This window comes from Dyella ginsengisoli (assembly GCF_044904665.1).
GTDB lineage: Bacteria > Pseudomonadota > Gammaproteobacteria > Xanthomonadales > Rhodanobacteraceae > Dyella_A > Dyella_A ginsengisoli.
Genome location: NZ_JADIKM010000003.1, coordinates 247,773 through 269,950, shown reverse-complemented (window position 1 = coordinate 269,950; position 22,178 = coordinate 247,773). Strand labels below are relative to the sequence as shown.

General features: G+C 65.8%; 36 protein-coding genes, 1 tRNA gene and 1 pseudogene. 22 read left to right on the top strand and 16 right to left on the bottom strand.

What is annotated here, in order from left to right; translation table 11 throughout:
* Positions 1 to 181 precede the first annotated feature (181 nt).
* The 7 genes from ISP17_RS11390 to ISP17_RS11360 form a co-directional block, all read right to left on the bottom strand.
* Positions 182 to 1,558 carry a VapE domain-containing protein gene (locus tag ISP17_RS11390; protein ID WP_404633201.1) on the bottom strand — a complete coding sequence of 459 codons (1,377 nt, stop codon included), beginning with the start codon at positions 1,556 to 1,558 and terminating at the stop codon, positions 182 to 184.
* Positions 1,559 to 1,735: 177 nt separating this feature from the next.
* A complete protein-coding gene (locus ISP17_RS11385; RefSeq protein ID WP_404633199.1) occupies positions 1,736 to 2,800 on the bottom strand; it encodes a CHC2 zinc finger domain-containing protein in 1,065 nt (354 codons plus the stop codon).
* The gene (locus ISP17_RS11380; protein ID WP_404633197.1) at positions 2,797 to 3,117 is read right to left on the bottom strand and encodes a hypothetical protein; all 321 of its coding nucleotides are present in this window, start codon (positions 3,115 to 3,117) and stop codon (positions 2,797 to 2,799) included. The genes ISP17_RS11385 and ISP17_RS11380 overlap by 4 nt, the downstream gene beginning before the upstream one ends.
* Positions 3,117 to 3,296, bottom strand: a complete 180-nt coding sequence (locus ISP17_RS11375; RefSeq protein ID WP_404633195.1) for a hypothetical protein — start codon at positions 3,294 to 3,296, stop codon at positions 3,117 to 3,119. The genes ISP17_RS11380 and ISP17_RS11375 overlap by 1 nt, the downstream gene beginning before the upstream one ends.
* Positions 3,278 to 3,454, bottom strand: a complete 177-nt coding sequence (locus ISP17_RS11370; protein WP_404633193.1) for a TraR/DksA C4-type zinc finger protein — start codon at positions 3,452 to 3,454, stop codon at positions 3,278 to 3,280. The genes ISP17_RS11375 and ISP17_RS11370 overlap by 19 nt, the downstream gene beginning before the upstream one ends.
* On the bottom strand, positions 3,454 to 3,855 hold the full coding sequence (locus ISP17_RS11365) for a hypothetical protein (RefSeq protein ID WP_404633191.1): 402 nt from the start codon (positions 3,853 to 3,855) through the stop codon (positions 3,454 to 3,456). The genes ISP17_RS11370 and ISP17_RS11365 overlap by 1 nt, the downstream gene beginning before the upstream one ends.
* A gap of 122 nt (positions 3,856 to 3,977) precedes the next feature.
* Positions 3,978 to 4,196, bottom strand: a complete 219-nt coding sequence (locus ISP17_RS11360; RefSeq protein WP_404633189.1) for a helix-turn-helix domain-containing protein — start codon at positions 4,194 to 4,196, stop codon at positions 3,978 to 3,980.
* Between the two features lie 72 nt (positions 4,197 to 4,268).
* Between ISP17_RS11360 and ISP17_RS11355 the strand changes: the two genes are divergently transcribed.
* From ISP17_RS11355 to ISP17_RS11250, 22 genes and pseudogenes are all read left to right on the top strand, one after another.
* Positions 4,269 to 4,796 carry a helix-turn-helix domain-containing protein gene (locus ISP17_RS11355; RefSeq protein WP_404633187.1) on the top strand — a complete coding sequence of 176 codons (528 nt, stop codon included), beginning with the start codon at positions 4,269 to 4,271 and terminating at the stop codon, positions 4,794 to 4,796.
* A gap of 142 nt (positions 4,797 to 4,938) precedes the next feature.
* The gene (locus ISP17_RS11350) at positions 4,939 to 5,556 is read left to right on the top strand and encodes a hypothetical protein (RefSeq protein ID WP_404633185.1); all 618 of its coding nucleotides are present in this window, start codon (positions 4,939 to 4,941) and stop codon (positions 5,554 to 5,556) included.
* A 180-nt stretch (positions 5,557 to 5,736) separates the two neighbouring features.
* Positions 5,737 to 5,946: a hypothetical protein gene (locus tag ISP17_RS11345; protein WP_404633183.1), complete on the top strand. Its 210-nt coding sequence runs from the start codon at positions 5,737 to 5,739 to the stop codon at positions 5,944 to 5,946.
* Entirely contained in the window at positions 5,943 to 6,212 is a 270-nt protein-coding gene (locus ISP17_RS11340; RefSeq protein ID WP_404633181.1) for a hypothetical protein, read from the top strand. Before ISP17_RS11345 ends, ISP17_RS11340 begins: the two co-directional genes overlap by 4 nt.
* A gap of 112 nt (positions 6,213 to 6,324) precedes the next feature.
* Positions 6,325 to 6,549 carry a hypothetical protein gene (locus tag ISP17_RS11335; RefSeq protein WP_404633179.1) on the top strand — a complete coding sequence of 75 codons (225 nt, stop codon included), beginning with the start codon at positions 6,325 to 6,327 and terminating at the stop codon, positions 6,547 to 6,549.
* The gene (locus tag ISP17_RS11330; protein ID WP_404633177.1) at positions 6,546 to 6,875 is read left to right on the top strand and encodes a hypothetical protein; all 330 of its coding nucleotides are present in this window, start codon (positions 6,546 to 6,548) and stop codon (positions 6,873 to 6,875) included. The genes ISP17_RS11335 and ISP17_RS11330 overlap by 4 nt, the downstream gene beginning before the upstream one ends.
* Positions 6,872 to 7,117, top strand: a complete 246-nt coding sequence (locus ISP17_RS11325) for a hypothetical protein (protein ID WP_404633175.1) — start codon at positions 6,872 to 6,874, stop codon at positions 7,115 to 7,117. The genes ISP17_RS11330 and ISP17_RS11325 overlap by 4 nt, the downstream gene beginning before the upstream one ends.
* Positions 7,117 to 7,299, top strand: a complete 183-nt coding sequence (locus ISP17_RS11320; protein ID WP_404633173.1) for a hypothetical protein — start codon at positions 7,117 to 7,119, stop codon at positions 7,297 to 7,299. Before ISP17_RS11325 ends, ISP17_RS11320 begins: the two co-directional genes overlap by 1 nt.
* 20 nt (positions 7,300 to 7,319) lie before the next feature.
* The gene (locus ISP17_RS11315) at positions 7,320 to 7,595 is read left to right on the top strand and encodes a hypothetical protein (RefSeq protein ID WP_404633171.1); all 276 of its coding nucleotides are present in this window, start codon (positions 7,320 to 7,322) and stop codon (positions 7,593 to 7,595) included.
* Positions 7,592 to 7,873, top strand: coding sequence for a hypothetical protein (locus ISP17_RS11310; protein ID WP_404633169.1), 282 nt, complete (start codon positions 7,592 to 7,594; stop codon positions 7,871 to 7,873). Before ISP17_RS11315 ends, ISP17_RS11310 begins: the two co-directional genes overlap by 4 nt.
* Before the next feature lie 469 nt (positions 7,874 to 8,342).
* Complete coding sequence (locus ISP17_RS11305) at positions 8,343 to 8,690, top strand: hypothetical protein (RefSeq protein WP_404633167.1); 348 nt, start codon at positions 8,343 to 8,345, stop codon at positions 8,688 to 8,690.
* Between the two features lie 205 nt (positions 8,691 to 8,895).
* Entirely contained in the window at positions 8,896 to 9,729 is an 834-nt protein-coding gene (locus tag ISP17_RS11300; RefSeq protein WP_404633165.1) for a DUF2303 family protein, read from the top strand.
* Between the two features lie 65 nt (positions 9,730 to 9,794).
* Positions 9,795 to 10,163: a P-loop NTPase family protein gene (locus tag ISP17_RS11295; protein WP_404633163.1), complete on the top strand. Its 369-nt coding sequence runs from the start codon at positions 9,795 to 9,797 to the stop codon at positions 10,161 to 10,163.
* Positions 10,160 to 10,342, top strand: coding sequence for a hypothetical protein (locus ISP17_RS11290; protein ID WP_404633161.1), 183 nt, complete (start codon positions 10,160 to 10,162; stop codon positions 10,340 to 10,342). Before ISP17_RS11295 ends, ISP17_RS11290 begins: the two co-directional genes overlap by 4 nt.
* A complete protein-coding gene (locus tag ISP17_RS11285; RefSeq protein WP_404633159.1) occupies positions 10,339 to 11,226 on the top strand; it encodes a hypothetical protein in 888 nt (295 codons plus the stop codon). Before ISP17_RS11290 ends, ISP17_RS11285 begins: the two co-directional genes overlap by 4 nt.
* Positions 11,223 to 11,735, top strand: coding sequence for a hypothetical protein (locus ISP17_RS11280; RefSeq protein WP_404633157.1), 513 nt, complete (start codon positions 11,223 to 11,225; stop codon positions 11,733 to 11,735). The genes ISP17_RS11285 and ISP17_RS11280 overlap by 4 nt, the downstream gene beginning before the upstream one ends.
* 3 nt (positions 11,736 to 11,738) lie before the next feature.
* Complete coding sequence (locus tag ISP17_RS11275; RefSeq protein ID WP_404633155.1) at positions 11,739 to 11,990, top strand: hypothetical protein; 252 nt, start codon at positions 11,739 to 11,741, stop codon at positions 11,988 to 11,990.
* Entirely contained in the window at positions 11,983 to 12,348 is a 366-nt protein-coding gene (locus ISP17_RS11270; protein WP_404633153.1) for a hypothetical protein, read from the top strand. Before ISP17_RS11275 ends, ISP17_RS11270 begins: the two co-directional genes overlap by 8 nt.
* Before the next feature lie 13 nt (positions 12,349 to 12,361).
* Entirely contained in the window at positions 12,362 to 12,538 is a 177-nt protein-coding gene (locus ISP17_RS11265) for a hypothetical protein (RefSeq protein WP_404633151.1), read from the top strand.
* Complete coding sequence (locus ISP17_RS11260) at positions 12,535 to 12,693, top strand: hypothetical protein (protein WP_404633149.1); 159 nt, start codon at positions 12,535 to 12,537, stop codon at positions 12,691 to 12,693. Before ISP17_RS11265 ends, ISP17_RS11260 begins: the two co-directional genes overlap by 4 nt.
* Positions 12,694 to 12,769: 76 nt before the next feature.
* Entirely contained in the window at positions 12,770 to 12,952 is a 183-nt protein-coding gene (locus tag ISP17_RS11255) for a hypothetical protein (protein WP_404633147.1), read from the top strand.
* Between the two features lie 2 nt (positions 12,953 to 12,954).
* Positions 12,955 to 13,962: pseudogene (locus ISP17_RS11250) on the top strand (recombinase family protein); the annotation flags it as partial.
* A 3-nt stretch (positions 13,963 to 13,965) separates the two neighbouring features.
* Here ISP17_RS11250 and ISP17_RS11245 read toward each other — a convergent pair.
* The 9 genes from ISP17_RS11245 to nuoH form a co-directional block, all read right to left on the bottom strand.
* Positions 13,966 to 14,406, bottom strand: coding sequence for a hypothetical protein (locus ISP17_RS11245; protein WP_404633145.1), 441 nt, complete (start codon positions 14,404 to 14,406; stop codon positions 13,966 to 13,968).
* A gap of 55 nt (positions 14,407 to 14,461) precedes the next feature.
* Positions 14,462 to 14,538: transfer RNA gene (locus ISP17_RS11240), tRNA-Met, on the bottom strand.
* Between the two features lie 77 nt (positions 14,539 to 14,615).
* Positions 14,616 to 16,070 (bottom strand): NADH-quinone oxidoreductase subunit NuoN, encoded by a 1,455-nt coding sequence (gene nuoN / locus ISP17_RS11235; protein WP_404633143.1) that lies wholly within the window; start codon positions 16,068 to 16,070, stop codon positions 14,616 to 14,618.
* A gap of 12 nt (positions 16,071 to 16,082) precedes the next feature.
* Positions 16,083 to 17,591 (bottom strand): NADH-quinone oxidoreductase subunit M, encoded by a 1,509-nt coding sequence (locus ISP17_RS11230; protein WP_404633141.1) that lies wholly within the window; start codon positions 17,589 to 17,591, stop codon positions 16,083 to 16,085.
* A gap of 15 nt (positions 17,592 to 17,606) precedes the next feature.
* Positions 17,607 to 19,655 (bottom strand): NADH-quinone oxidoreductase subunit L, encoded by a 2,049-nt coding sequence (gene nuoL / locus ISP17_RS11225; RefSeq protein WP_404633139.1) that lies wholly within the window; start codon positions 19,653 to 19,655, stop codon positions 17,607 to 17,609.
* Between the two features lie 4 nt (positions 19,656 to 19,659).
* Positions 19,660 to 19,965 carry an NADH-quinone oxidoreductase subunit NuoK gene (gene nuoK, locus ISP17_RS11220; protein WP_017462246.1) on the bottom strand — a complete coding sequence of 102 codons (306 nt, stop codon included), beginning with the start codon at positions 19,963 to 19,965 and terminating at the stop codon, positions 19,660 to 19,662.
* Positions 19,965 to 20,609 carry an NADH-quinone oxidoreductase subunit J gene (locus tag ISP17_RS11215; RefSeq protein WP_404633137.1) on the bottom strand — a complete coding sequence of 215 codons (645 nt, stop codon included), beginning with the start codon at positions 20,607 to 20,609 and terminating at the stop codon, positions 19,965 to 19,967. The genes nuoK and ISP17_RS11215 overlap by 1 nt, the downstream gene beginning before the upstream one ends.
* A 15-nt stretch (positions 20,610 to 20,624) precedes the next feature.
* Entirely contained in the window at positions 20,625 to 21,116 is a 492-nt protein-coding gene (gene nuoI / locus ISP17_RS11210) for an NADH-quinone oxidoreductase subunit NuoI (RefSeq protein ID WP_404633135.1), read from the bottom strand.
* Between the two features lie 8 nt (positions 21,117 to 21,124).
* Positions 21,125 to 22,177, bottom strand: a complete 1,053-nt coding sequence (gene nuoH, locus ISP17_RS11205) for an NADH-quinone oxidoreductase subunit NuoH (RefSeq protein ID WP_404633133.1) — start codon at positions 22,175 to 22,177, stop codon at positions 21,125 to 21,127.
* Position 22,178 lies beyond the last annotated feature (1 nt).

The window sequence follows — 22,178 nt, the reverse complement described above, 5'->3', positions numbered from 1 at the left end:
GTATGCGCACACATGGAAGATGGAAGCCCCCTGTTGAAAGCTATCTGTGTATGCGCGAGGCGCGAAAAGGTCGGGCAGGTTGGGACAACCCAAAGGCCAAGCGGCTCGGGATGTCGGGCCAAGGTCGGGACAAGGTTGGGACGGTTGGGACAAGCCAGCCGCAGTTCGCCCACGCAGGCGCCTAGAAGGGCACATCGATCCTCCCTTCGTCGTCCAGGTGATACCAGCGCCGCTCGCGCTCGCCATCCACCCGCACGCGAACGTGCTTCCATCGGAGCCGGCGCATGATGGCCGACACGCGCATCTGCGATTGCTTGTCGTGCCGCCCAACGTCGATCTGCAGCGCATAGAACAGCAGCTCGGTGGTGGTAGTCCACTCGAGCCGCGCGCCGTTACCGGCGGTCTTGCTCAGCCGAGAGGGATAGCAGCCATCGCCCATCTTGCCGCCGAGCCACCGTTGCACGGGCCCCTGCCAGCTGTCCTCGGCGAACCGTTCTTCCTGCTGCTCGGCGGCATCGGCCGGCAGATCCCACCACTGGAAGCCCTCGCGGAACATGGCCACGGCCTCGGCCCACAGCTGGTCGCGATCGGCCTCCAGGTCAGGGATGCACACGCCGAACACCTTCACCGGCAGAAAGCGCCGCCCGCCGCTGGGATCCTTCAGGTATTCGCTCTCGTTCGTGGTGCCCACGAACACGCACTCGCGGCGGAACGATCGGCTCACGCGCCCATAGCTCGGCCGGTAGGTATCGAACCGCGCAGTGATGGCCTGTTTCACCTTCGTCACGTCGGCCTTGCTGAAGCTGTCCATCTCGCCGATCTCGACACACCAGCGCCCGCGCAAGGCCTGGTAGAAGTCTTTGCTGGTGGGCGACTCCTGCGCCTCCATGTACCACTGCGGGCCGAACAGCGAGCGCACGGCCGACGTCTTGCGCAGGCCCTGCTCGCCCTCCAGCACCAGCATGAAATCCACCTGCGCACCGTTGTGCCGCACCTTGCTGTCCACCCACAGGATGCGTGCCACCGCGCTCACCATGAAGCACTGCGCCGACTGGCGCGTGTACGCCGTATCCTCCGCCTTGAAATAGCGCGGGAACAGCTGCGCGAGGCGCGGGGTGCCATCCCACTTCAACCCGTTGAGGTACGTGCGCACCGGATGTTCCTTGCGCCGGCGGGCCATCGCTTCCACACAGCCCATCACCATCTCCGGCTTGATGTTCAACCGGTACCGGTCGGGCGCGCCCAGCCAGGCAGAGAGCTCGGTGCCGTCCTGGTCGGTGAACTCGTCCATCTCGCCGCCCAGCCACGGCGCCTTGCGCGTGAGCCGCACCACGTTGCTGAACTCGTCCAGCACAAACAGGCGCTGCAGCGACGGGTCGTGCTCCATCACCAGCAGCGTGTTGTGCGTGGTGGACTCGGGCTTGCCGCTGGTGGTGCGCGTGATGTCGTTGCGCCAGTCGTTGGGGTCCGACGATCCGCCCCCAGCGCCACCACCGCGCCGACCACCGCCACCACCGCGCTGCCCCGTTATCACCACCACCTTGCCGGCATCAGACATGCGGCACCCGAAAATCGTGCTGGTCGCAGAAGTCATCGGCATCCACCGACCCATGAGCAATCGAGGAACGCTGCTCATCGATCAGCATGCATTGCAGTCCAGCGAGATCCTCGTGCGCGTGCTGGCACGTTCCACAGCACCGGTGCATGCCACCCGGACCGTTACCATCAGTGCCAGTCATACCGCCATGCCCTCGCTCTCGCGCACTTCCACCGTCCTCACCCGCGCCTTCGCCCACCCGGCCAGCTGCCGCGGGGTCCAGCCATCCTCGATTGCGTCGGCGATATCCCAGCCCTTCGACTGCACGGACACATCCACCACGCGCAGGCTGCGTGCGCCGGCGCGGTGCGCGAACTGGGCCACGCCCTCATGCAGCAGGCCGGATCCATCCACGTAGCCGAGCATCGCGCCGAAGCCGCCTTCGTCCGCGTCGGGCCACAGCACCACGTCGCGCCCGGCCAGCGGCGAGAAATCCACGTACTTCACGCCCTTCGTGCCGCCCGGCCAGGCCACGCACACGTACGCAGGCAGCGCGCCAGCGCTGACGGCGCGGCATTTTTCGCCCTCCACCACCAGCACCGGCGCATCCGGCCGCTCGGCCAACGCGTCGAGGCCGCACAGCGGGCGCGGCTCGGGAAAGTGCTGCAGGCACCAGCGGGCCTCGCCACGCGGGCCGATGCACCACGTCACCGTGGGCGTCATCTTCTTGCCCTCGATCATCACCCGCAGCACGTAGCCCATCAGCGCGCCATCGGCCGCGCGGTAGGCGTCGGCGCGGTCCGGCGCCAGCTCCCACCACCCGCCAGGCGTGCCGCCTGGCACGCGCGGCTCGCGCTTGGGGTTCCACACGCTGCCGCGCTCGCCGGCCACCCAGCGCGGCGCGCTGTCGGGCACGGGGTAGATCGGCACCCACAGCTCCACCGGCTTATCATTCGCCCGCTGCGGCACGGCGCGCACCGCCTTGCGCACGGCATCGCCCATCTCCTGCCCACCCAGCTTGCGGCAGGCCTCGGCAAAGTCGTAGTGATACATCGCCATCGTGTAACCGATGGCGTCGTGGTGGGCGCCACAGCCGAAGCAATGCACAAAGCCCTTGGCCGGCACCACATGAAAGCTCGGCGTGCGCTCATCGTGGAACGGGCAGCAGCCCACCCATTCCGCGCCCTGCTTTTTCAGGGTGACCTCGCGGCCTACCAGGTCCACCAGGTCTACTCTCGCCAGTAGCGCTGCCGTGTTGATCATGCCGAGGCTACCCAGCGCAGCTGGTCCAGCACATCAAACTGCTTCGGCCCCTCGCCCACCACGCTTCCACTGAGCGCGCCCACGCGGCAGAACGTGCCCACCAGCGCATCCAGTGAATGGCGCAGCAACAGCTGATCGCCGCGCGAGTCCGTGCCCACCAGGATCACCATGCCATCCGGCCAGCGGTATACCCGCACGCCGAGGCCGCGCCACGCGCGATCGCAGATCACCGAGGCAATCCGGCGCAGATCCGCGCCACCGTCAAACCACAGCGCACCCGGCACGGCCTTTCGGCGATCGGGCGCGCTGGTGTACATCACAGCGGCAGACTCCCCTGCCTCGGCACCGCGGGCTGCTGCACGGCCGCCATCGCAGCCGCCACCTGCTCCGGTGTCGCGCCCTCGCTCAGGATGCGCTGGATCTGTTCGATAGCCACACGCGCCGGCATCGCCGGCGCCTCGGTCACATAGCATTCGATCAGCCCCTTTTTGACCATTGGCGAGCCTGCTGCTCGCTGCGCTGCTGGCAGTCGATGCACAGCACCGCACCAAGCTCTTGACGCAGCGCGCTGATCGCTGCGCCGCATTCATCGCACACCGCCTTGCCGGCCTTGCCTAGACCGCGTGCGGCGAGCGCATGGTCGATCTCGTCCATCAGCCCACTGCCTGCATGCCGTTGCGCGCCATCTTTTGCTGGATGGCCTGCAGCGCCTTCACGCTCGCGATGAAATCACGCTGCAGCTGGGCAGCCTCATCCTGCGGGGCCAGAGGCTGCGGCGGCGCATAACCAGCGTCCGCTGCTTCCCAAGCTGCCAGGATGTGGCAACCCTGAAGGCGCGCCGTTCGCCTTATCCACGCTACCTGCTCCGGGTCCAGGCGCTCACGCTTGGAGGGGTTCAGGCAGTCTGCTAGCCACTTGCCGGCCACGGTGGGGTCCACCGATTCACCACGCAGAAGCGCACCGACAACCTTCTTGCCACCCAACGCATTGATGGTCGCGCTGAGCGCCTCGTTCAGATCATCAACGAACATAGGAATCTGCTGCTCTTGATTCATCGATGGCCCCTGTTTGGCTATCGTTTCCGCCGCGATCCACATACGGCGGACAGCGGCGGACACACGTATTCGGTTACAAAAAAAGGCCCACCCCGAAAGGCAGACCCGTGGCTCTTGATCTGTTACCCCGCCTCGCGCATTGGTGCATCCGCGGCTCGCTCGGCCATAACGCGGTCGTGCAGAGCCTTGAGCGCCACCGCGGCTTCGTAGCCGGGGGTCTTGTACCGCCCGTTGGCCAGGTCACCGACCGTGGAGGGCGCTAGATGGATCTCCGAAGCGATCTGGGCATAGGTCATGCCGCAGGCACTCAGGTCTTTGACGCGCTGGGTCCAGATGCTCATGCAAGCAAATTACGACATTTCGTAGCGCAATGTCAACGACCTTTCGTAACGACATATCGGTGCAATGGGATCATGGAAACGATCGGCGACCGTGTGCGCAGAATCCGGCAGGCCAAAGGCATTGCCCGGAAAGACCTCGCGCGCGACGCCGGCATGTCCTACAGCGGGCTTTCGGATCTTGAATTAGGGAAAGCGAAGTCGACGACCCGCCTGCACCGCCTGGCGACTCTGCTGGAAGTCGACGCAGGATTTCTCGAAACCGGGCGCGAGCATCAGGGCATCGGCGACACCCCAGGCACATACCACGCATCACGTTCGATCGACCCCGAAATCGTCCTCGACGTGGCACGTGCTTTGCACGAGGCGCATGAAGAACTGGGGCTCACCTACAACTTCACCGCGAACCCCCAGCTCTTCATCGATGCCTACCAGCGGGCAGCCACCTTCGGCAATTTCAGCGGAGGACGCGGCAGCGCTTGGCTCGGCTCGAACATCATGAAAGCTGTGCCAAAGGGGGAGCACAAGGATGAGAGAGCAACGGGTACGCATGCTCAAGGCGTACATAAAAGAGCAACTGGGAGCCGCAGCAGAAAGGCCTAAGCTCTCAATCGTCGGTGGCACACATGCCAAAAAAACGACGGTGGAATGCACGACAGAGAAGAAACTGACGCCCAGAGACTGGATGCGCAGAGCATCGACCGGCTAAGTTGTCCCAGAACCACATCCTAGGAAGGGGAACATCATGCGGAAGCCCTACGTGCTGGTAGCCATGCTCGCCGCGGCTGCCGCGGTAAGTTCTTGCGCGACGATGACCGACACGATGTCCGCAGCGGCGGGCATGGGCGTCGTCAGCCAGCAGCACTCAACCTTTGACGACTCCACGATCATCACCGTGTCGCCCATGCCGCTTTGGGCGAAAGGATCATGGGGGAATGCAGTCCAACTCGGTGCGAGTTGGAGCAGCGCATCACCAGATCGCGTAGCCCTGGTGATGTCCTACGACGCAAACGCCACCCAGGGCAGCGCCGCCTTCACCAGCCTTTCCGGCATGGACATCAACATCGGCGGCGAGGTTACCCAATGGCGATCGGGATCGAGCACCCAGCTGAGCAACGGGGCTTACAACACCGTCTCGCAGACCGTCTATACCGCCAGCAGCAACAGCATCGTGATCCCCTACTCCATGTTGCAGCGGATGGTGACAGCACCCGACTGCCGGCTGCGCATCCACACCGGCGAAGGCTATGAGGATGCTCAGTTCAACATCGAGCGCATCCCCGGCGGCCAGGCAACCGCTCTCGTGTCCATCAAGAAGTTCGTGGCGCAAGTAGATGCGATGCGCTCAAGCACGCACAGATGAGTTAGTCGGCAGCAACTGACGACAGCGCGGCCGAGCGCTAGATCCCAGATTTCGCCTTCCGTGAGCCCAATCAGGCCGCGCCACAGCTGCCTCGCGCTCTAATTACGAAATATCGTTGACAACGTATTACGATGTTTCGTATTCTCCATTCCACTGAGCCAAAGTGGCCTGGAGAAAGTCATGAATCCTGCGATCTGGACGTCCCCAGCTTTTCAACTCAACGATGACACGTGCGTCGATGTGAAGGCGGACGAGCATGGTGTTGTGCTGGGCCAGCTGGGCGAGTCGTGGCTCCACAACCTGCACCTGACCCCCACCCATTCTTCCGCCATCGGCCACGCGCTCATTGAGGGCTCGGCCAAGGCGATCGAGGCGGGGGCAACGCCATGATCGAGTCGATCTGCCAGCACCCCGCGGGACGCTTCCAGCGCTGCCGCAACTGCAACACCGAGCCGCGCCATGTGCGCACCAGCGGTCGCCTGAGCAAAGAACCGGTGACGTTCCAGCCGGTGGGTATCCGCCACCGCATCGAGTGCAACTGCGGCGCGCGCACCGCGTTGCACGCCAATCTCGGCGGCGCCGAGGCCGAATGGGGCACCGACTACGCCCAGCTCGCCCTCACCCTGCGCACGCCGCGTCGCAAGAGGGCTGCTTGATGGCCGCCCCGCGCAAAACCGACTGGCCGCTGATCACTCTGCTCGGCGGCATCACCATCGGCGCGCTGCTGCTGATCGCCGCCGGCATCGCCCACAAGCTGGGGGTGTTTTGATGCACGCCCAGCACCTGCCCGAAGTGGCTTTCGTACCCGAGCGCGTCGGCACCATGTGGCGCGGCGAAGTGATCGACGTGCACAGCCAGGATCGCCTCGCCCGCACCGTCACCACCTACGCCCGCCAGGCCGACGCCATCACCGCCGCCACCTCGCTGTGGCGCGCCAAGCAGATGGCCCTGCTGCGCCTTGCCAGCAGCCAGCCGCAGCAGGTGGTGGCGTGAGCGCGCCGAAGGTGGATGTGCTCGGCATCATGCGGCGCACGTCGGCGGGCCTGCATAGCGTCGCCGGCGCCTGCAAGACCGACCTCACCAGCCCCATGCGGCAGGCTGCAGAAGATGTGGATGAAGTCATCGCGGCCGTAGACGAGCTGCTTGCCGCCGACCGCGAATACGACTCCGCTCTGGAGCACCACAAAGAGCTAGTCCGGAGGGTTGCGGACGGGTGGCTGGAGATCGAGTTCGATGCGCTCCGCAAGGCCTGCGAAAACACTGTAGCCGCGCAGCTTCGCCGCCAGCGCGCTCTTGAGCGCATCGGCGGTGCCGCATGAGCGCCCTCCCCCACATCGGCCGCACCCTCCGCCAGCGCCACCGCGCTCCCGCTCAGCAGGCCGCTCCGACCGCCGCCGAGCGCGATCTGCAAAGCGCCATCGACCGCGCCCGGCATGCCTGCATGTTCGCCGCGCCGGATGACGCCGCGCGCATGGCCCGCGATCGCCTCGCGCCGGCGCGGCTCGCACGCGCCGCACGCCTCGCCGCCATCGTCACGTTGCTGCTCTGGAGCGCCACCTGATGACACGCACCCATCGCCCCGATCGCAAAACCGCCATCGTCAACGCCGGCAAGTCCTGCGAGGCATGCCTGCGCCATGCCCACGTGCTGCGCCAGCGCGGCGACGACCTCGGCGCCGATCACGCGCTGCAGCAGGCCGCCACCTGGTCGCGCATCGCCTTCACCCGGGCCATGCAGCCGTGAGCGCGCCGAAGGATGATCCAGTGAGCTACTGGAATGGGCATGCGCCCAACTACTCGCGGCGCGCCGCCGTAGCGGCCCATGGCGTGAAGGAAGCCGAAGCGGCGTTGCTAAAGGTGCTGCGCGAGGAATACCCGCTTGGTAGTCGTGTGCGAGTCGTTCACTACCACGGCGCATTCACAGCCACTGTAACTGGCTGGGATACCAGTGGCGTCCGCGTGGCTGTCCGCAATGCACGCACCGGCAAGGATTCGAAGTGGTGGGCAGCGCAGGTTGAGCGCATTGGCGGCGCCGCATGAGCGCGCCGCTGCTCGACCACCGCGAGGCCACACGCACCGCGCGCAGCCGCCAGCACCCCAGCGTCACCGAGCGCGAATGGCTCGGCCCCACCTCGCCCATGTTCCGCGTGGTGCGCCGACCGCCGCCCAGCCGCATGCAGCGCTTCGCCGCCGCGTACTGGCGCATGCACGACGGCGCCGTGTGGTTGTGGGCCATCGCCGGCGTGCTGGTGCTGCTGGCATCGCTGGCCGCCGTGGCCGGCCTCATCAATCCGCACTGGCTCGCGTGGCTCGCATGAGCTGGACCACGCCCCAGCCCGAGTTCGAGCCCAGCGTCGATGCCCTCATCGACCAGCTGCAACGCATGCTGCAGCAGCGCCACCGGCGCCCGGGCCGTGCCCTGCACCAACCGCCGCGCGAACGCGCGGTGCGCAACTTGCCGCTGCCCGTCGTCCATCACGGGTGGGATCAGCCGGACGTGCCTGGAGAGTCAACGCCGCCAGGCCAGTGCCCGCGCCACACACGCGAAAACCCCGGCAACCGAGAAGGCCTTGGCAGTGGCGTCGCCACGGGCTCATGCACTTCGGCCCCTTCCTCCCTGGCCACGACTCGGTGGCGCCGCGGCGTCGTCAGCAACACACGCCGCACAGCTCAGCGCCCTGCACATGCCACCCCCTGGGCATGCAAGCGCGATCTCCCGACTCCCGCGCCCTGCAGGGCGCTGAGCTGTCCCCTCATCACCGGCGCGCGGCGCCAAGGAGCACCCCTGTGAGCAAAACCACCGATGTAGCCCAGCTCTTCCACGACTTGGACGCCGGCATCTTCACCCAACGCCTGGACGCCGCCATGCGCGACGTCGCGCTCGGCGTGGTGACCACCGGCAAGAAGGGCAAGGTCACCATCACGCTGGATCTGCTGCGCACCGGCGACGCCAGCCAGGTGCTGTGCACCCACGCCATCAAGTACGCCAAGCCCACCATCAAGGGCAAGGTGGTGGAAGAAGCCACCACCAGCACGCCGCTGCACGTCGGCACCGGTGGCGTGCTCAGCCTGTTCCCCGAGTCGCAGAGCGACATGTTCGGCAAGCGCGACGAAGCCGCGCAGGCCGGCGCCTGACCCCTTCCATGGCAGTGCAGCGGGGACGAACCCGCGTGCCGATGGGATCGACCCAGCGGGGATTGCGGAGGCAGAGCGCAGTACGGCCGTAAGCCCTCAAGCCCTTGTTCGCAGCGCGGACCACTGGAACCGCCCATCGCCTTCCTCACGGATGCCGGTAGCCAACCCGGCCACTGCCCACCACCTCACCCAACACGAGATCACCATGGACAAATCCGCAGTCGACACCATCGCGCAGCTCGGCGTTGAAGCCGCCGGCGCCAACCACCTTGCCGACCTCAGCGCCGTCATCATCCACGGCACTCAGAAAATCGAGTCGCTGGAGCACCTGCAGCCGCGCCGCAACCGCTACCGCGGCGCCTTCAACACGCGCAACCTGGTGGCCTTCCTCGATCATATCGAGCACACACGCGACGCGGTGCTGGACAAGACGCCGGCCGGGCAGCTGCAGGGCTTTGTGGACACCGACACCATGACCGCCCGCGTGTTCTTCAACCTCGGCACCGCCACCGAGCCGGGCCACGGCGATCACCACGCCACGCTCAACCTCAAGCCCACCGCCGCCTACGCCGCCGTGCTCGCCGCCACCTCGCGCCCGCACGACCAGCGCACCCTGCACGACTTCCTCGAGGATTTCCGCGAGCACATCGAGCCGGTGTACGGCGAAACCGCCGACGGCACCCGCATGGCCAATGCCCTCGCCGCCATCCGCGACATCACCGTGGAGAAGGCCCGCACCGTGCAGAACGAAGTGCGCGACATGGGCAACTCCGCCAGCGCCATGGAGCGCGTGGACGCCAGCAGCCGCCTCACCCTGCCCAACGGATTCCAGTTCACCTGCGTGCCGTACGAAGGCCTGGGCCTGCGCAAGTTGAGCCTGCGCCTGGGCGTCAACACCGGTGGCGATCGCCTCGCACTCGTCCTGCGCCTGCAGCAGGCCGAGAAGGTCACCGAAGCCATCGCCAACGAGGTCGTCGCCCTGCTCGGCGACAAGCTCGGCACCACCGTCGCCCTGGCCGTGGGCACCTTCAAACCCTGATACGCCCCGCAGAGCAATCAGCGACACCCGGCGCCGGGCGGGCAAACCCGGCCAAGGAGATATCCATGAAGGCCACCGCAACCATCATCACCGGCCCGCAGGGAGCGGGAAAAAGCCGACGCGCTCGCGAGCTGGCAGCTGCCCACGGCCCGTTCCTTGAGATGACTTGGGAGCAATTGCAGGAGCGCCGCTTCGCCTTCCCGCCAGGTGTCGTCTATGCCCGCACGGTCATCGTCGATGAGGTGCCGTCCAACAGCATGGCTATCGACAAGATCAAATCTCTGATCACGCGACCCGCTGTCCGCATCGCTGGCAATGGCGAGCAGCGAAGCACGACGCCCACGCCCAACTTCATTTTCTTGTCGAGCTTTAGCGACTCCGATGCAGTCGGCCGGCCTGTCTCCGATCGGCGGTGGACAGTGATTCACACATGACCCAGCCCGAAGACGCCCGCCGCATGCGCCAGGCCGCCGAACGCATCACCGGCACCTACTTCTGCCAGAGCGGCAAGCACATCGTCGCCAACAGCGTGCCCAGCAGCCTTCGGCGCGGGCGTCGCATCTGCGCCAACTGCCTGGCCAGCATCCGCAAGAACAGGAAGCCCACCCTATGACATCGCTTCAAGCCAACCTGCTGCGTGGCGTCGACCCCGCGCAAATCGTGTGCATCTACCACGGTAACTGCGCCGACGGTTTCGGCGCCGCCTGCGTCGTCCGCCATGCCCTGGGCGAGCGCGTCACGTTCCACGCCGGCAGCTATGGCGCCACCCCGCCGGACGTCACCGGCAAGCACGTCGTCATCGTGGATTTCAGCTACCCGCGCGATGTGCTGCTGGCCATGGCCGAGGACGCTGCCAGCGTGCTGGTGCTGGACCACCACAAGACGGCCGCCGAAGCACTGCATGCGCTTCCGGCCAGCGCCAACATCACCGCCGTATTCGACATGAACCGCAGCGGCGTCCGCCTCGCGTGGGATACGTTCTTTCGCGGCACGAGGTGCCCCATGCTGATCCGCTACATCGAGGATCGCGACCTCTGGCGCTTCACGCTTTCAGGCACGCGCGAGGTGCAGGCGGCACTGTTCAGCTACCCCTACGAGTTCGATACGTGGATGGGCATGCTGTTTCCTGCAACTCCCCACGCTGAAGAGCGCATCTGCTGCGACCTTCGCCTCGCAGGCGTCGCCATCGAGCGCAAGCACCACAAGGATGTCGCCGAGCTGGTCGCGGTATGCCAGCGCCGCCTGACCATTGCCGGGCACGACGTGCCGGCCGCCAGCCTGCCCTACACGCTCACCAGCGATGCCGGCCATCTCATGGCCCAGGGCGAACCGTTCGCCGCCTGCTACTGGGATACCGCCGACAGCCGCCAGTTCAGCCTGCGCAGCACCGATGAAGGCATGGACGTCGCCGCTATCGCACAGCAGTACGGCGGCGGCGGCCACCGCAACGCCGCAGGCTTCCGCGTGCCACGCGATCACGAGCTGGCACGCGCATGATCACCGCTCTGCTCGCCAAACTCACCGAACGCACCATGCGGCGTGAGCCGGACTTCATCGTCGGCGATTCCGCCCACCCCTACCTGCGCCGCTGGTACTTGCTTGGCAGCACCACCAATGCCGAGGGCCGCCGCGTGTCGCGCTCGCTGCTCGGCATCTGCCGCATCTACGTGCACGAGTTCCTGCGTAGCGACGACGACCGTGCGCATCACGATCACCCCGCAGCCAGCCTCAGCGTTGCGACCAATGGCGAAGGCATCGAGCACACTATTGCCGCCGGCGGCACCCACCACCGCCGCACCATCCAGGTCGGCACCGTCCGTTGGCGCCGCGCCACATTTGCCCATCGCATCGAGATCCCGGCCGATGGGCGCCTGGTTACCGTGTTCGTGTTCTTCCGCAACGTGCGCGAGTGGGGCTTCCACTGCCCCCGGGGCTGGGTGCCCTGGCAGCAGTTCGTCGCCAGCGACAACCCCGGCGCTATCGGCGCCGGCTGCGGGGAGGACTGAGCCATGGTGCAGCTTCCACACACCGTGCCATCGCGCATCGACCCTCGCCTGCGCGATCCCCGCAGCGACCCGCAGCCAGGTGACGTGCTGCGCTCCACGATCACGCCTTACAGCGTGCTGTACGTGCTGGACCGCTGCGGCGAAACGGTGGTCTACCAGGAAGTGATCGGTGAAATGCTCACCTGCACCATCGAGGACTGGACAGCCAACAGCGCGCGCGACCAGATCATCAAGCGAGGTCCGTCCCATGATTGACCTCAAACAGCAAGCCGCCCTCACCGCACTCAACGAAATGATGCGCGGCAAGCACTTCAGCATCTGCACCCTCGATAAGGTCGCCGATCTGCTGAACGTGCACCCCGATCCCGAGGCGTACCGCACCCTTCGCGCCCTGCACTGCATCGACTACGCCGCCATGCCGCGCGACCTCTACGCCAGCCTGCCCAGCCTGATCCAGCAGGCACTGAGCGGCCGTGAGGTGTTCCAGTTCGACGTGCGACCCCCCGCGCCGCTGCAGCTCGCCGCCGCCAACGGCGCGCGCCCGGGGGAAGTGGTGATGATCGATGAACCCAAGCGCCCTAGCCTACTGCGCCGGATGCTCGGCCATGGCTGATTGCCCGCAGCACATGAGCCCCCAACCCACCAATCCAGGCCGCTTCCGCCCCGGTGAACCGCGCGCCACCATCGCCGGCCGCAAAGGCCGCTGGGCGTCGCCATGGAACGATCGCAACCCCGCCGAGCACCGCCGCCACAAGCGGCTCGAATTGATCAAGCGCCTGGCGCGCCGAGGGACTCGCCCGTGAACACCTCACTGCACCCTGCTCTCGCGCCGCTGATCGAAGCACTCGCACGCCAGGCCGCACAGGATTATCTGACGGCGCAGGCCGCAGCCAGCAACGATCCCGCCGGGGAGCGTTCGGAGCCCGTGGCTTTGCATCCTGTGGACCGCGCGGCCTAAGCTCGCCCGCCATGCAGCCTGTCAAAGAACACGCCATAGTGCTAGTTGCTTGTTAAGTGTCATTAAAGGGGTTTTCATGAAGGCAACTGAGCTGATAGAGGTTTTGCAGAAAATGGTTGCGGAGCATGGCGACCGCGATGTGTATACCTGGGCGCCAGATGAATGCTGGATACGACTAACCGAGGTCGAAGTGTTCGGCGAAGACGATCAGCCGAATCGCCGGGATGACCACTACAAGATCGGCGATTTCCACGTTTAGACATGCGCACCGCTGCATACGCCCGATACAGTTCCGATGCCCAGCGCGAGGCCAGCCTCGAGGATCAGCTGCGCAACTGCCGGGCCTACTGCGCGCGCCAGGGCTGGCCAGAGCCAGCCGTCTACACCGATGCCGCCGTGAGCGGCGCGCGTGGCGATCGCCTGGGCTACCAGCGCCTGCTCGCCGATGCGGACCAGTTCGACGTGCTGCTGGTGGACGATCTCTCGCGCCTCTCGCGCGATCAGTCCGAGTGCAGCCGCACCATCAAGCGCCTCAACTTCGCCGGCGTGCGCCTGGTCGGTGTGAGCGACGGCGTGGACACCGCCCGCAAAAACCACAAGGCCGACGTGGGCCTGCGCGGCCTCATGTCCGAGCTCTACCTGGACGACCTCGCCGAGAAAACCCACCGCGGCCTCACCGGTCGCGCGCTCGCTGGCGCCAGCGCCGGCGGCCTGCCCTACGGCTACCAAGTCACCGAGGTGGGCGGCCGCGCCATCCACCCCGAGCAGGCCGAGGTGGTGCGGCGCATCTTCGCCGAGTACGTGCAAGGCAAGAGCCCGCGGCAGATCGTGGCCGGCCTCAACGCCGATCGCGTGCCCTCCGCGCGCCGCGGCACATGGGCCATGACCGCCGTCTATCCCGATCAGAAGCGCGGCATCGGCATCCTCGCCAACCCCATCTACGTGGGTCGGCAGATCTGGAACCGCAGCCACTGGGTCAAGCATCCGGAAACCGGCCGGCGCGTGCGGCAGGATCGCCCCGAGAGCGAGTGGATCATCACCGAGCAGCCCGAGCTGGCCATCATCGATGCCGCCACGTGGCAGGCCGCACAGGAGCGCATGCGCGCTGCTGCGCCCGTGCGCACTGGCAGCGGCAAGCAGGGTGGCCCGGGCCGGCCGGCGCGCTACCTGCTCAGCGGCATCCTGCGCTGCGGGCAATGCGGGGGCCCGCTGGTGGTGGTCGACCGCTACTACGGCTGCGCCACCCACAAGGATCGCGGCGACGCCGTGTGCTCATGGCGCGTGCGCCTGCCGCGTGCGCGCACCGATACCGCCCTGCTCGCCACCATCCAGCACCAGCTGCTCAGCGAGGCAGCGTTCCAGCACTTCCAGCGCGCCGCCAGCCAGGCACTCAAGCAAGCCGCACCGGATGAAGCCGGCGCCAAGCGGCGCCTCGCCCAGGCCGAGCTCGAACATGCCAACATCATGACGGCGATCAAGGCGGGCATCATCACCGCCAGCACCAAGCGCGAGCTGCTCGCCGCCGAGAGCGCCATCGAGGTCGCCCGCGCCGAGCTCACCCAACTGCGCAACTACCAGCCCACCCAGTTCCTGCCGCGCGCTCGCGAACTGTGGCGCGGCATCGTCGACCGCCTCGCCGACCACACCCGCAACCTGCCCGCCGCGCGCACCGCCCTGCGCGAACTGCTCGGCGACCGCATCACCGTCAGCCAAAACGAAAACGGCGACCTCTATGCAGAGATCGCCGGCTCGGGACAGCAGATAAACGTGGTAGCGGGGGCAGGATTCGAACCTGCGACCTTCGGGTTATGAGCCCGACGAGCTGCCAGACTGCTCCACCCCGCATCAGAGTCCGCAGACTATAGCGACATGGCCGGTTTCTTGCAAGCCTTGTCGCGATTTTTTTGCCCCTGATCGGCCCTTCAGCCCGCGAACGCGCTGCGGCACCAGGCGATCAGCGGCCCCCAGTACAGGCCGATGACGAGCAGGCCCAACGCATTCAGCGACAGCACTACGCGCACCGAGCCATCGGCTTGCAGGCGCAGCTCGGAACCTTCGACCGGCTTGTCGAAGTACATCACCTTCACCACGTGCAGGTAGTAGTACAGGCCGATGATGGCGAACACCGCGCCGACGATCGCCAGCCACATCATGCCGGCGTGGATCGCCGCCTGCAGCACCAGCAGCTTGGCGAAGAAGCCGAACATCGGCGGCACGCCGGCCAGCGAGACCATCACCAGCAGCATCAGGAATGCAAGCCACGGCGAGCGCTGGTTGAGGCCGCGCAGGTCGTCGATCTCCTCGCACTCGAACCCCGCCCGGGCCAGCGCGAGGATCACGCCGAACGAGGCCGTGCTCATCAGCGCGTAGCTGATGGCATAGAACATCGCTGCCGAGTAACCCTCCGGACCGGCCGCTGCCAGACCCAGCAGCAGGTAGCCCATGTGCGAGATGGTCGAGTACGCCAGCATGCGCTTGAGGTTGGTCTGCACGATCGCGACCAGGTTGCCGATCGCCAGCGACAGCACCGCCAGCACGCTGAGCATCAGCTGCCACTGGTGCGCCACGTCCGCCATGCCGCCGGCCAGCAGCCGATAGGCCATGCCGAACGCGGCCAGCTTCGAAGCCGATGCGATGAAGGTGGTGATCGGCGTCGGCGCGCCCTGGTAGACGTCCGGAATCCACATGTGGAACGGCGCCACGCCCAGCTTGAAGCTGATGCCCACCACCATGAACACCAGGCCGAACAGCAGCAGCGTCGGCGCCGTGGTGTAGCCCATCACGTGCTGCAGCTGGGCCAGGTCCAGCGTAGCCTGGCCGCCCATGCCCGAGGCGCCGTACACCATCGACATACCGTACAGCAGCATGCCGGAGGCCAGCGCGCCGAGCACGAAGTACTTCATCGCCGCCTCGGACGGCAGCGGCGCGTCGCGATTCAGCGCCACCAGCGCGTAGGACGACAGCGACAGCAGCTCCAGGCCGAGGTAAACCGTCACCAGGCTGCCGGCCGAGACCAGCAGCATCACGCCGATCACGGCGAAGATCATCAGCGTGTAGAACTCGCCGATGAACAGCTTGCGATCGCGCAGGTAGGGTCGCGAATACACGAACACCAGGATCGTCGTCAGCAGCGCGAAGACCTTGAGGATGGTCGCCACGCCGTCGCGCAGGAACATGCCGTGGAAGGCGCTGAGCGGCACCGCCGGCGCCGCGCCCACCACCATGTAGATGGCGACCGCGAGCACGGCGATCGACAGCCAGTGCAGCAGCGGCCGCTGCTCGGGCTTCATGAACGCGTCGAGCAAAAGCAGAAGGCACGCGGCCGCCACCAGGTAGAACTCCGGCAGCAGGATCAGGATGTCATTCATTGTGGGCATGGTCGGTCCCGATCAGATCTTGTGTACGGCCAGCTGCTGGACCAGCTGCGCCACCGAGCTGTCCATCAGGTGGATCAGCGGCTGCGGCCAGATGCCCAGCGCCAGCACCGCGGCGGCAAAGGCGACCAGCACGAAAGTCTCGCGTCCGTTGATCTCCTTCATTTCCGCCACGTGCGGGTTGGTGATGTCGCCCCACAGCACGCGCTTGACCATCCACAGCGTGTAGGCGGCGCCGATGATCAGGGTGAACGCCGCGAACAGAGCGATCCACGGATTGGCCGAGAAGCTGGCCAGCACCACCATGAATTCGCCGACGAAGCCGCTGGTACCCGGCAGGCCGGAGTTGGCCATGGCGAACAGCACGTAGAAGAAGCCGAACCAGGGCATGACGTTGATCACGCCGCCGTAGTCCTTGATCTGTCGCGTGTGCAGGCGGTCATACAGCACGCCGATGCACGAGAACATCGCGCCCGAGACGAAACCGTGCGAGATCATCTGCACCATCGCACCCTGCATGCCCAGCTTGGCCGCATCCAGGTTGTTGGCGTCGCGGACCAGCATGAAGGCGATGAAGATGCCCAGCGTCACGAAGCCCATGTGGGCCACCGACGAGTAGGCCACCAGCTTCTTCATGTCGTCCTGCACCAGCGCGACGTAGCCGATGTAGACCACCGCAACCAGGCTCAGCACGATCACCAGCGGCGCGAAGTGCGCTGCGGCGTCCGGCGTGATCGGCAGCGAGAAGCGCAGGAAGCCGTATCCGCCGATCTTCAGCATCACCGCCGCCAGCACCACCGAGCCGCCGGTCGGCGCCTCCACGTGGGCGTCCGGCAGCCAGGTGTGCACCGGCACCATCGGCACCTTCACCGCGAACGCCAGCAAAAAGGCGAAGAACAGCCAGCTCTGCTCCTTCATGGTCAGCGGCAGTGCCGCCAGCGTGTGCAGGTCGAACGTACCGGCCTTGAGGTACAGGTAGATCAGGCCGACCAGCATGAAGATCGAACCGAGGAAGGTGTAGATGAAGAACTTGATCGTGGCGTAGACGCGCCGCGGACCACCCCAGACACCGATGAGGATGAACATCGGGATCAGCATGGCCTCGAAGAACACGTAGAACAGCAGCGCATCGGTGGCGCAGAACACGCCGATCATCAGGCCTTCGAGCACCAGCATCGCGGCCATGTACTGGTGCGGCTTGTCCTGGATCACCTCCCACGCACCCACGATCACCAGGATGCTGACGAAGGTGGTGAGCAGGATCAGCGCCACCGAGATGCCGTCCACCGCCAGGCCGTAGTGCACCCCGAGCGAGGCGATCCACAGATGGTTTTCGCCCAGCTGCATGGCCGCATCGGCAGCGTTGTACTGCGGCAGCAGGAACAGGCTGACCACGAAGGTGAGGATGGCGACCAGCAGGGCGAGCCAGCGGGCCAGGCCCGGTCGACCGGAACCGGCCAGCAGCACCGGCACGGCGCCAACGACGGGAAGCCAGATCAACAGGCTGAGCAGGTGATTGAACATTGAGCTGGATTCCCTTTAGTGCCCGACCAGCCAGAACCCGCCGAGCAGCAGGATCAGGCCGAGAATCATCGCGAAGGCGTAGTGGTAGAGGTAGCCCGACTGCAGGCGGCGCATCGCAGCGGCGATCTTCTGCACCAGGCCGGCCGAGCCGTTGACCAGGGCGCCGTCGATCACCGCAGCGTCACCCGCCTTCCAGAACAGGCGGCCGAGCTTCACGCCACCGCGGGCGAAGACCGCGAAGTACACGTCGTCCACCCAGTACTTGCGGTCCAGCACGGTCCACAGCGGCTTCAGCGCGCCCTTGATGCGGCCGGCCAGCGCCGGGTTGAACAGGTAGATGTAGGTCTGGATGAGGAACGCTGCCAGCACCAGGAAGAACGGCCATTGGGTGAACCCGTGCAGCGCCATCGCCGCCGCGCCGTGGAACTCGCCGGCCAGCTCGCCCAGCACGTTGTTCGCCTCTTCCACGTGGATCGCCTGGCCGAACCAGTCACCGAAAAGCATCGGCCCCACTGTGAAGAAGCCCACCAGCAGCGACGGAATCGCCAGCAGCACCAGCGGCAGCGTCACCACCCACGGCGACTCGTGCGGCGCATGCTCCAGCACGCCCGGCTCGTGCTGACCGTGGTCGTCGTGATGGTCGTCGTCATGGTGCGCATCGTGATGGCCATGCCCGTGATGGGCGACGACCGTGAAGCGCTCCTTGCCGTGGAAGGTGAGATACATCTGGCGGAAGGTGTACAGCGCGGTGACGAAGGCACCGGCCATCACGCAGAAGTAGGCGTAGCTGGCGCCCCAGCGATGCGACTCGCCGACCGCCTCGATGATCGCGTCCTTCGAGTAGAAGCCGGCGAAGAACGGCACGCCGCACAGCGCCAGCGAGCCGATCCACATGGTGATCCAGGTGATCGGCATGTACTTGCGCAGGCCACCCATGTAGCGCATGTCCTGCTCATGGTGCATGGCGATGATCACCGAGCCGGCACCGAGGAACAGCAGCGCCTTGAAGAAGGCGTGGGTCATCAGGTGGAACACCGCGCCCGAGTAGGCCGACACGCCCAGCGCCACGGTCATGTAGCCGAGCTGCGACAGCGTCGAGTAGGCCACCACCCGCTTGATGTCGTTCTGCACGATGCCGATCAGCCCGGTGAACAGGGCCCCGGTAGCGCCGATCACCATCACGAAACTCAGCGCCGAACTGGACAGCTCGAAGATGGGCGACATGCGCGCCACCATGAAGATGCCCGCCGTTACCATGGTCGCGGCGTGAATCAGCGCGGAAATCGGCGTCGGACCTTCCATCGAGTCGGGCAGCCACACGTGCAGCGGCACCTGGGCCGACTTGCCCATCGCGCCGATGAACAGCAGCACGCAGATCACCGTGGCCGCGTCCCAGGCGTGGTTCTGGGTAATCTGCAACGTGCGACCGATCAAAGACGGCGCACTGGCGAACGCGGCGGCGTAGTCCATGGTGCCGAGGAAATACAGCACCGCGGCGATGCCCAGCAGGAAACCGAAGTCGCCCACGCGGTTGACCAGGAAGGCCTTGAGGTTGGCGAAGATCGCGGTCGGCCGCTTGTACCAGAAGCCGATCAGCAGGTACGACACCAGGCCCACCGCCTCCCAGCCGAAGAAAAGCTGCATGAAGTTGTTGCTCATCACGAGCATCAACATCGAGAAGGTGAACAGCGAGATGTAGCTGAAGAAGCGCTGGTAACCCGGATCACCCTCCATGTAGCCGATGGTGTACACGTGCACCAGCAGCGACACGAAGGTCACCACTACCATCATCATCGCGGTCAGGCGATCGACCAGGAAGCCGACGCTGGCGCTGAACTTGCCGATCTCGAACCAGGTGTAGAGATTGTGGTTGTAGACAGGGGCGCCACCCGCGGTGATCTGGTACAGCACGTAGAACGAGAGTCCGCAGGCCACCAGCAGGCCCAGGATGGTCACGCTGTGCGCGCCGGCCCGACCGATGAACTTGCCGAAGAAACCGGCCAGCAGGCAGCCGACCAGCGGCGCCAGCGGGATAGTGAGAAGGATTGCCGTCGAGAGTTCCATCCAATCAACCCTTCATGCTGTCGATTTCGGCGACGTTGATCGTGCTGCGGTTGCGGAACAGCAGCACCAGGATCGCCAGGCCGATCGCGGATTCCGCCGCGGCCACGGTGAGAATGAAGAACACGAACACCTGACCGGAGACATCGCCCAGGAAGCGCGAGAACGCCACGAAGTTCATGTTCACCGCCAGCAGCATCAGCTCGATCGCCATCAGCAGCACGATGACGTTCTTGCGGTTGATGAACAGGCCGGCCACGGAAATGCAGAACAGCACCGCGCCGAGCACGATGTAGTGCGAAAGCGTGAGCATCACTTGGACTCCTCGGCGGGCGGCTGGTCGTAGGACGTGTCGGCCGCCATCTTGACCAGACGAACGCGCTCGCTCGCCTTCACGGCCACCTGCTGGCTCGCGGTCTGGTAGCGCACGCCACCACGATGACGCAGCGTCAATGCAACTGCCGCCACCACACCCACGGTGAGGATCAGCGCGGCGATCTCGAACGGCAGCAGGTAATCGGTGTACAGCGCGTGGCCCAGCCACGCCGTGTTGGAGAGGCCTGCCGCGGTGGCGGGATTCTCGCCCAGCACCGTGGCGTGCATCGCCCTCACGCCGATCAGGGCCAGCATCTCGCCCAGCATCACCAGCGCCACGATCAGGCCCACCGGCAGGAACTTGACGAAGCCCTCGCGCATCTTCTCCTGGTCGATGTCGAGCATCATCACCACGAACAGGAACAGCACCATGACCGCGCCGACGTAGACAACAATCAGCGCAATGGCCAGGAACTCGGCCTCGGCCAGCAGCCAGATGCAGGCCGAGCTGAAGAAGGTGAGCACCAGCGCGAGCACGGCATGCACCGAGTTGCGCAGGGTGATCACGGCCAGCGCCGAGGCCACCGTCACGGTCGCGAAGGCGTAGAAGCAGATGAGCTGGAACAACTGTGGATTGATCATGAGTGTCCCCTGCCCTCAGCGGTAAGCCGCGTCTTGCGCGCGGGCGGCAGCGATGTCGGCCTCGAAGCGGTCGCCGATGGCCAGCAGCTGCGGCTTGGTCACCACGTTCTCGCCACGCTGCTCGAAGTGGTACTCGTGGATGGAGGTCTCCACGATCGAATCGACCGGGCAGCTCTCCTCGCAGAAGCCGCAGAAGATGCACTTGAACAGGTCGATGTCGTAGCGCGTGGTGCGGCGCTGACCGTCGCTGGCGCGCGGTGCCGAGTCGATGGTGATCGCCAGCGCCGGGCACACCGCTTCGCACAGCTTGCAAGCGATGCAGCGCTCCTCGCCGTTCGGATAGCGGCGCAGCGCGTGCAGGCCGCGGAAGCGGTTCGACTTGGGGATGTGCTCCATCGGGTAGCGCATCGTGTACTTGGGCTTGAACATGTAACGCATGGTCAGGCCCATGCCCTTGATGAGCTCGATGAGCAGCAGGCTCTTGAAATAGTGGGTAATGCGGGACATGGCTTTCTTCAGACCCCCGTGCCGATGGTGACCCAGCCGAAATACTTCATGCAGCCGGCAACTAGGACCCACACGATGGTGATGGGAATGAACACCTTCCAGCCCAGCCGCATGATCTGGTCATAGCGGTAGCGCGGGAAGCTGGCGCGAAACCAGAGGAAGAAGAACGCGAAGATGAAGGCTTTGATGAACAGCCAGATGAAGCCGCCGTTCCAGATCCAGTTGACCCACGGCGACACGTCCGCGGTGATCACGCCCTGCAGCGGGCTCAGCCAGCCGCCCATGAACAGGATCGAGGCGAGGAAGCTCACCAGGATCATGTTCGCGTACTCGGCCAGGAAGAAGATCGCGAAGGCCGAGCCGGAATACTCCACGTGGAAGCCGGCCACGATCTCCGACTCGCCCTCGGCCACATCGAACGGCGCGCGGTTGGTCTCGGCCACACCGGAGATGAAGTAGATGACGAACACCGGCAGCAGCGGCCACATGAACCACTCGCCCATGCCCTTCGGACCGGACTGCGCATGCACGATGTCGGTCAGGTTGAGCGAACCGGCCAGCACCAGCACGCACACCAGGCACAGGCCCATCGCCAGTTCGTAGGAGATCACCTGCGCGGCCGAGCGCATCGCACCGAGCAGGGCGTAGCGCGAGTTGGAGGCCCAACCGGCCAGGATGATGCCGTACACGCCCAGCGAGGTCATCGCCAGCAGGTACAGCAAACCGGCGTTGACGTTGGCCAGCACCATCTTCTCGCCGAACGGGATCACCGACCACGCGGCCATCGCCGGCACCAGCGCCAGCATCGGCGCCAGGTAGTACAGGAACTTGTTCGCGTTGGTCGGCAGGATCACTTCCTTGATCAGCAGCTTGACCACGTCGGCGAAGGCCTGCAGCAGGCCCAGCGGACCGATTTTGTTCGGCCCCATGCGCACATGCATCCAGCCAATGACCTTGCGCTCCCAGTACACGAACATGGCCACCGCCAGGATCAACGGCACCGCGATGCACAGGATGTAGATGACCGGCCAGACGAGCTGGTTGAGGATCTGTTCGCCCATG

Coding starts and splice junctions, on each gene's coding strand:
- ISP17_RS11390 (WP_404633201.1), bottom strand. CDS start 1,558: ATGTCTGATGCCGGCAAGGTGGTGGTGATAACGGGGCAGCGCGGTGGT.
- ISP17_RS11385 (WP_404633199.1), bottom strand. CDS start 2,800: ATGATCAACACGGCAGCGCTACTGGCGAGAGTAGACCTGGTGGACCTG.
- ISP17_RS11380 (WP_404633197.1), bottom strand. CDS start 3,117: ATGTACACCAGCGCGCCCGATCGCCGAAAGGCCGTGCCGGGTGCGCTG.
- ISP17_RS11375 (WP_404633195.1), bottom strand. CDS start 3,296: ATGGTCAAAAAGGGGCTGATCGAATGCTATGTGACCGAGGCGCCGGCG.
- ISP17_RS11370 (WP_404633193.1), bottom strand. CDS start 3,454: ATGGACGAGATCGACCATGCGCTCGCCGCACGCGGTCTAGGCAAGGCC.
- ISP17_RS11365 (WP_404633191.1), bottom strand. CDS start 3,855: ATGAATCAAGAGCAGCAGATTCCTATGTTCGTTGATGATCTGAACGAG.
- ISP17_RS11360 (WP_404633189.1), bottom strand. CDS start 4,196: ATGAGCATCTGGACCCAGCGCGTCAAAGACCTGAGTGCCTGCGGCATG.
- ISP17_RS11355 (WP_404633187.1), top strand. CDS start 4,269: ATGGAAACGATCGGCGACCGTGTGCGCAGAATCCGGCAGGCCAAAGGC.
- ISP17_RS11350 (WP_404633185.1), top strand. CDS start 4,939: ATGCGGAAGCCCTACGTGCTGGTAGCCATGCTCGCCGCGGCTGCCGCG.
- ISP17_RS11345 (WP_404633183.1), top strand. CDS start 5,737: ATGAATCCTGCGATCTGGACGTCCCCAGCTTTTCAACTCAACGATGAC.
- ISP17_RS11340 (WP_404633181.1), top strand. CDS start 5,943: ATGATCGAGTCGATCTGCCAGCACCCCGCGGGACGCTTCCAGCGCTGC.
- ISP17_RS11335 (WP_404633179.1), top strand. CDS start 6,325: ATGCACGCCCAGCACCTGCCCGAAGTGGCTTTCGTACCCGAGCGCGTC.
- ISP17_RS11325 (WP_404633175.1), top strand. CDS start 6,872: ATGAGCGCCCTCCCCCACATCGGCCGCACCCTCCGCCAGCGCCACCGC.
- ISP17_RS11320 (WP_404633173.1), top strand. CDS start 7,117: ATGACACGCACCCATCGCCCCGATCGCAAAACCGCCATCGTCAACGCC.
- ISP17_RS11310 (WP_404633169.1), top strand. CDS start 7,592: ATGAGCGCGCCGCTGCTCGACCACCGCGAGGCCACACGCACCGCGCGC.
- ISP17_RS11300 (WP_404633165.1), top strand. CDS start 8,896: ATGGACAAATCCGCAGTCGACACCATCGCGCAGCTCGGCGTTGAAGCC.
- ISP17_RS11295 (WP_404633163.1), top strand. CDS start 9,795: ATGAAGGCCACCGCAACCATCATCACCGGCCCGCAGGGAGCGGGAAAA.
- ISP17_RS11290 (WP_404633161.1), top strand. CDS start 10,160: ATGACCCAGCCCGAAGACGCCCGCCGCATGCGCCAGGCCGCCGAACGC.
- ISP17_RS11285 (WP_404633159.1), top strand. CDS start 10,339: ATGACATCGCTTCAAGCCAACCTGCTGCGTGGCGTCGACCCCGCGCAA.
- ISP17_RS11280 (WP_404633157.1), top strand. CDS start 11,223: ATGATCACCGCTCTGCTCGCCAAACTCACCGAACGCACCATGCGGCGT.
- ISP17_RS11275 (WP_404633155.1), top strand. CDS start 11,739: ATGGTGCAGCTTCCACACACCGTGCCATCGCGCATCGACCCTCGCCTG.
- ISP17_RS11270 (WP_404633153.1), top strand. CDS start 11,983: ATGATTGACCTCAAACAGCAAGCCGCCCTCACCGCACTCAACGAAATG.
- ISP17_RS11265 (WP_404633151.1), top strand. CDS start 12,362: ATGAGCCCCCAACCCACCAATCCAGGCCGCTTCCGCCCCGGTGAACCG.
- ISP17_RS11255 (WP_404633147.1), top strand. CDS start 12,770: ATGAAGGCAACTGAGCTGATAGAGGTTTTGCAGAAAATGGTTGCGGAG.
- nuoN (WP_404633143.1), bottom strand. CDS start 16,070: ATGCCCACAATGAATGACATCCTGATCCTGCTGCCGGAGTTCTACCTG.
- ISP17_RS11230 (WP_404633141.1), bottom strand. CDS start 17,591: ATGTTCAATCACCTGCTCAGCCTGTTGATCTGGCTTCCCGTCGTTGGC.
- nuoL (WP_404633139.1), bottom strand. CDS start 19,655: ATGGAACTCTCGACGGCAATCCTTCTCACTATCCCGCTGGCGCCGCTG.
- nuoK (WP_017462246.1), bottom strand. CDS start 19,965: ATGCTCACGCTTTCGCACTACATCGTGCTCGGCGCGGTGCTGTTCTGC.
- ISP17_RS11215 (WP_404633137.1), bottom strand. CDS start 20,609: ATGATCAATCCACAGTTGTTCCAGCTCATCTGCTTCTACGCCTTCGCG.
- nuoI (WP_404633135.1), bottom strand. CDS start 21,116: ATGTCCCGCATTACCCACTATTTCAAGAGCCTGCTGCTCATCGAGCTC.
- nuoH (WP_404633133.1), bottom strand. CDS start 22,177: ATGGGCGAACAGATCCTCAACCAGCTCGTCTGGCCGGTCATCTACATC.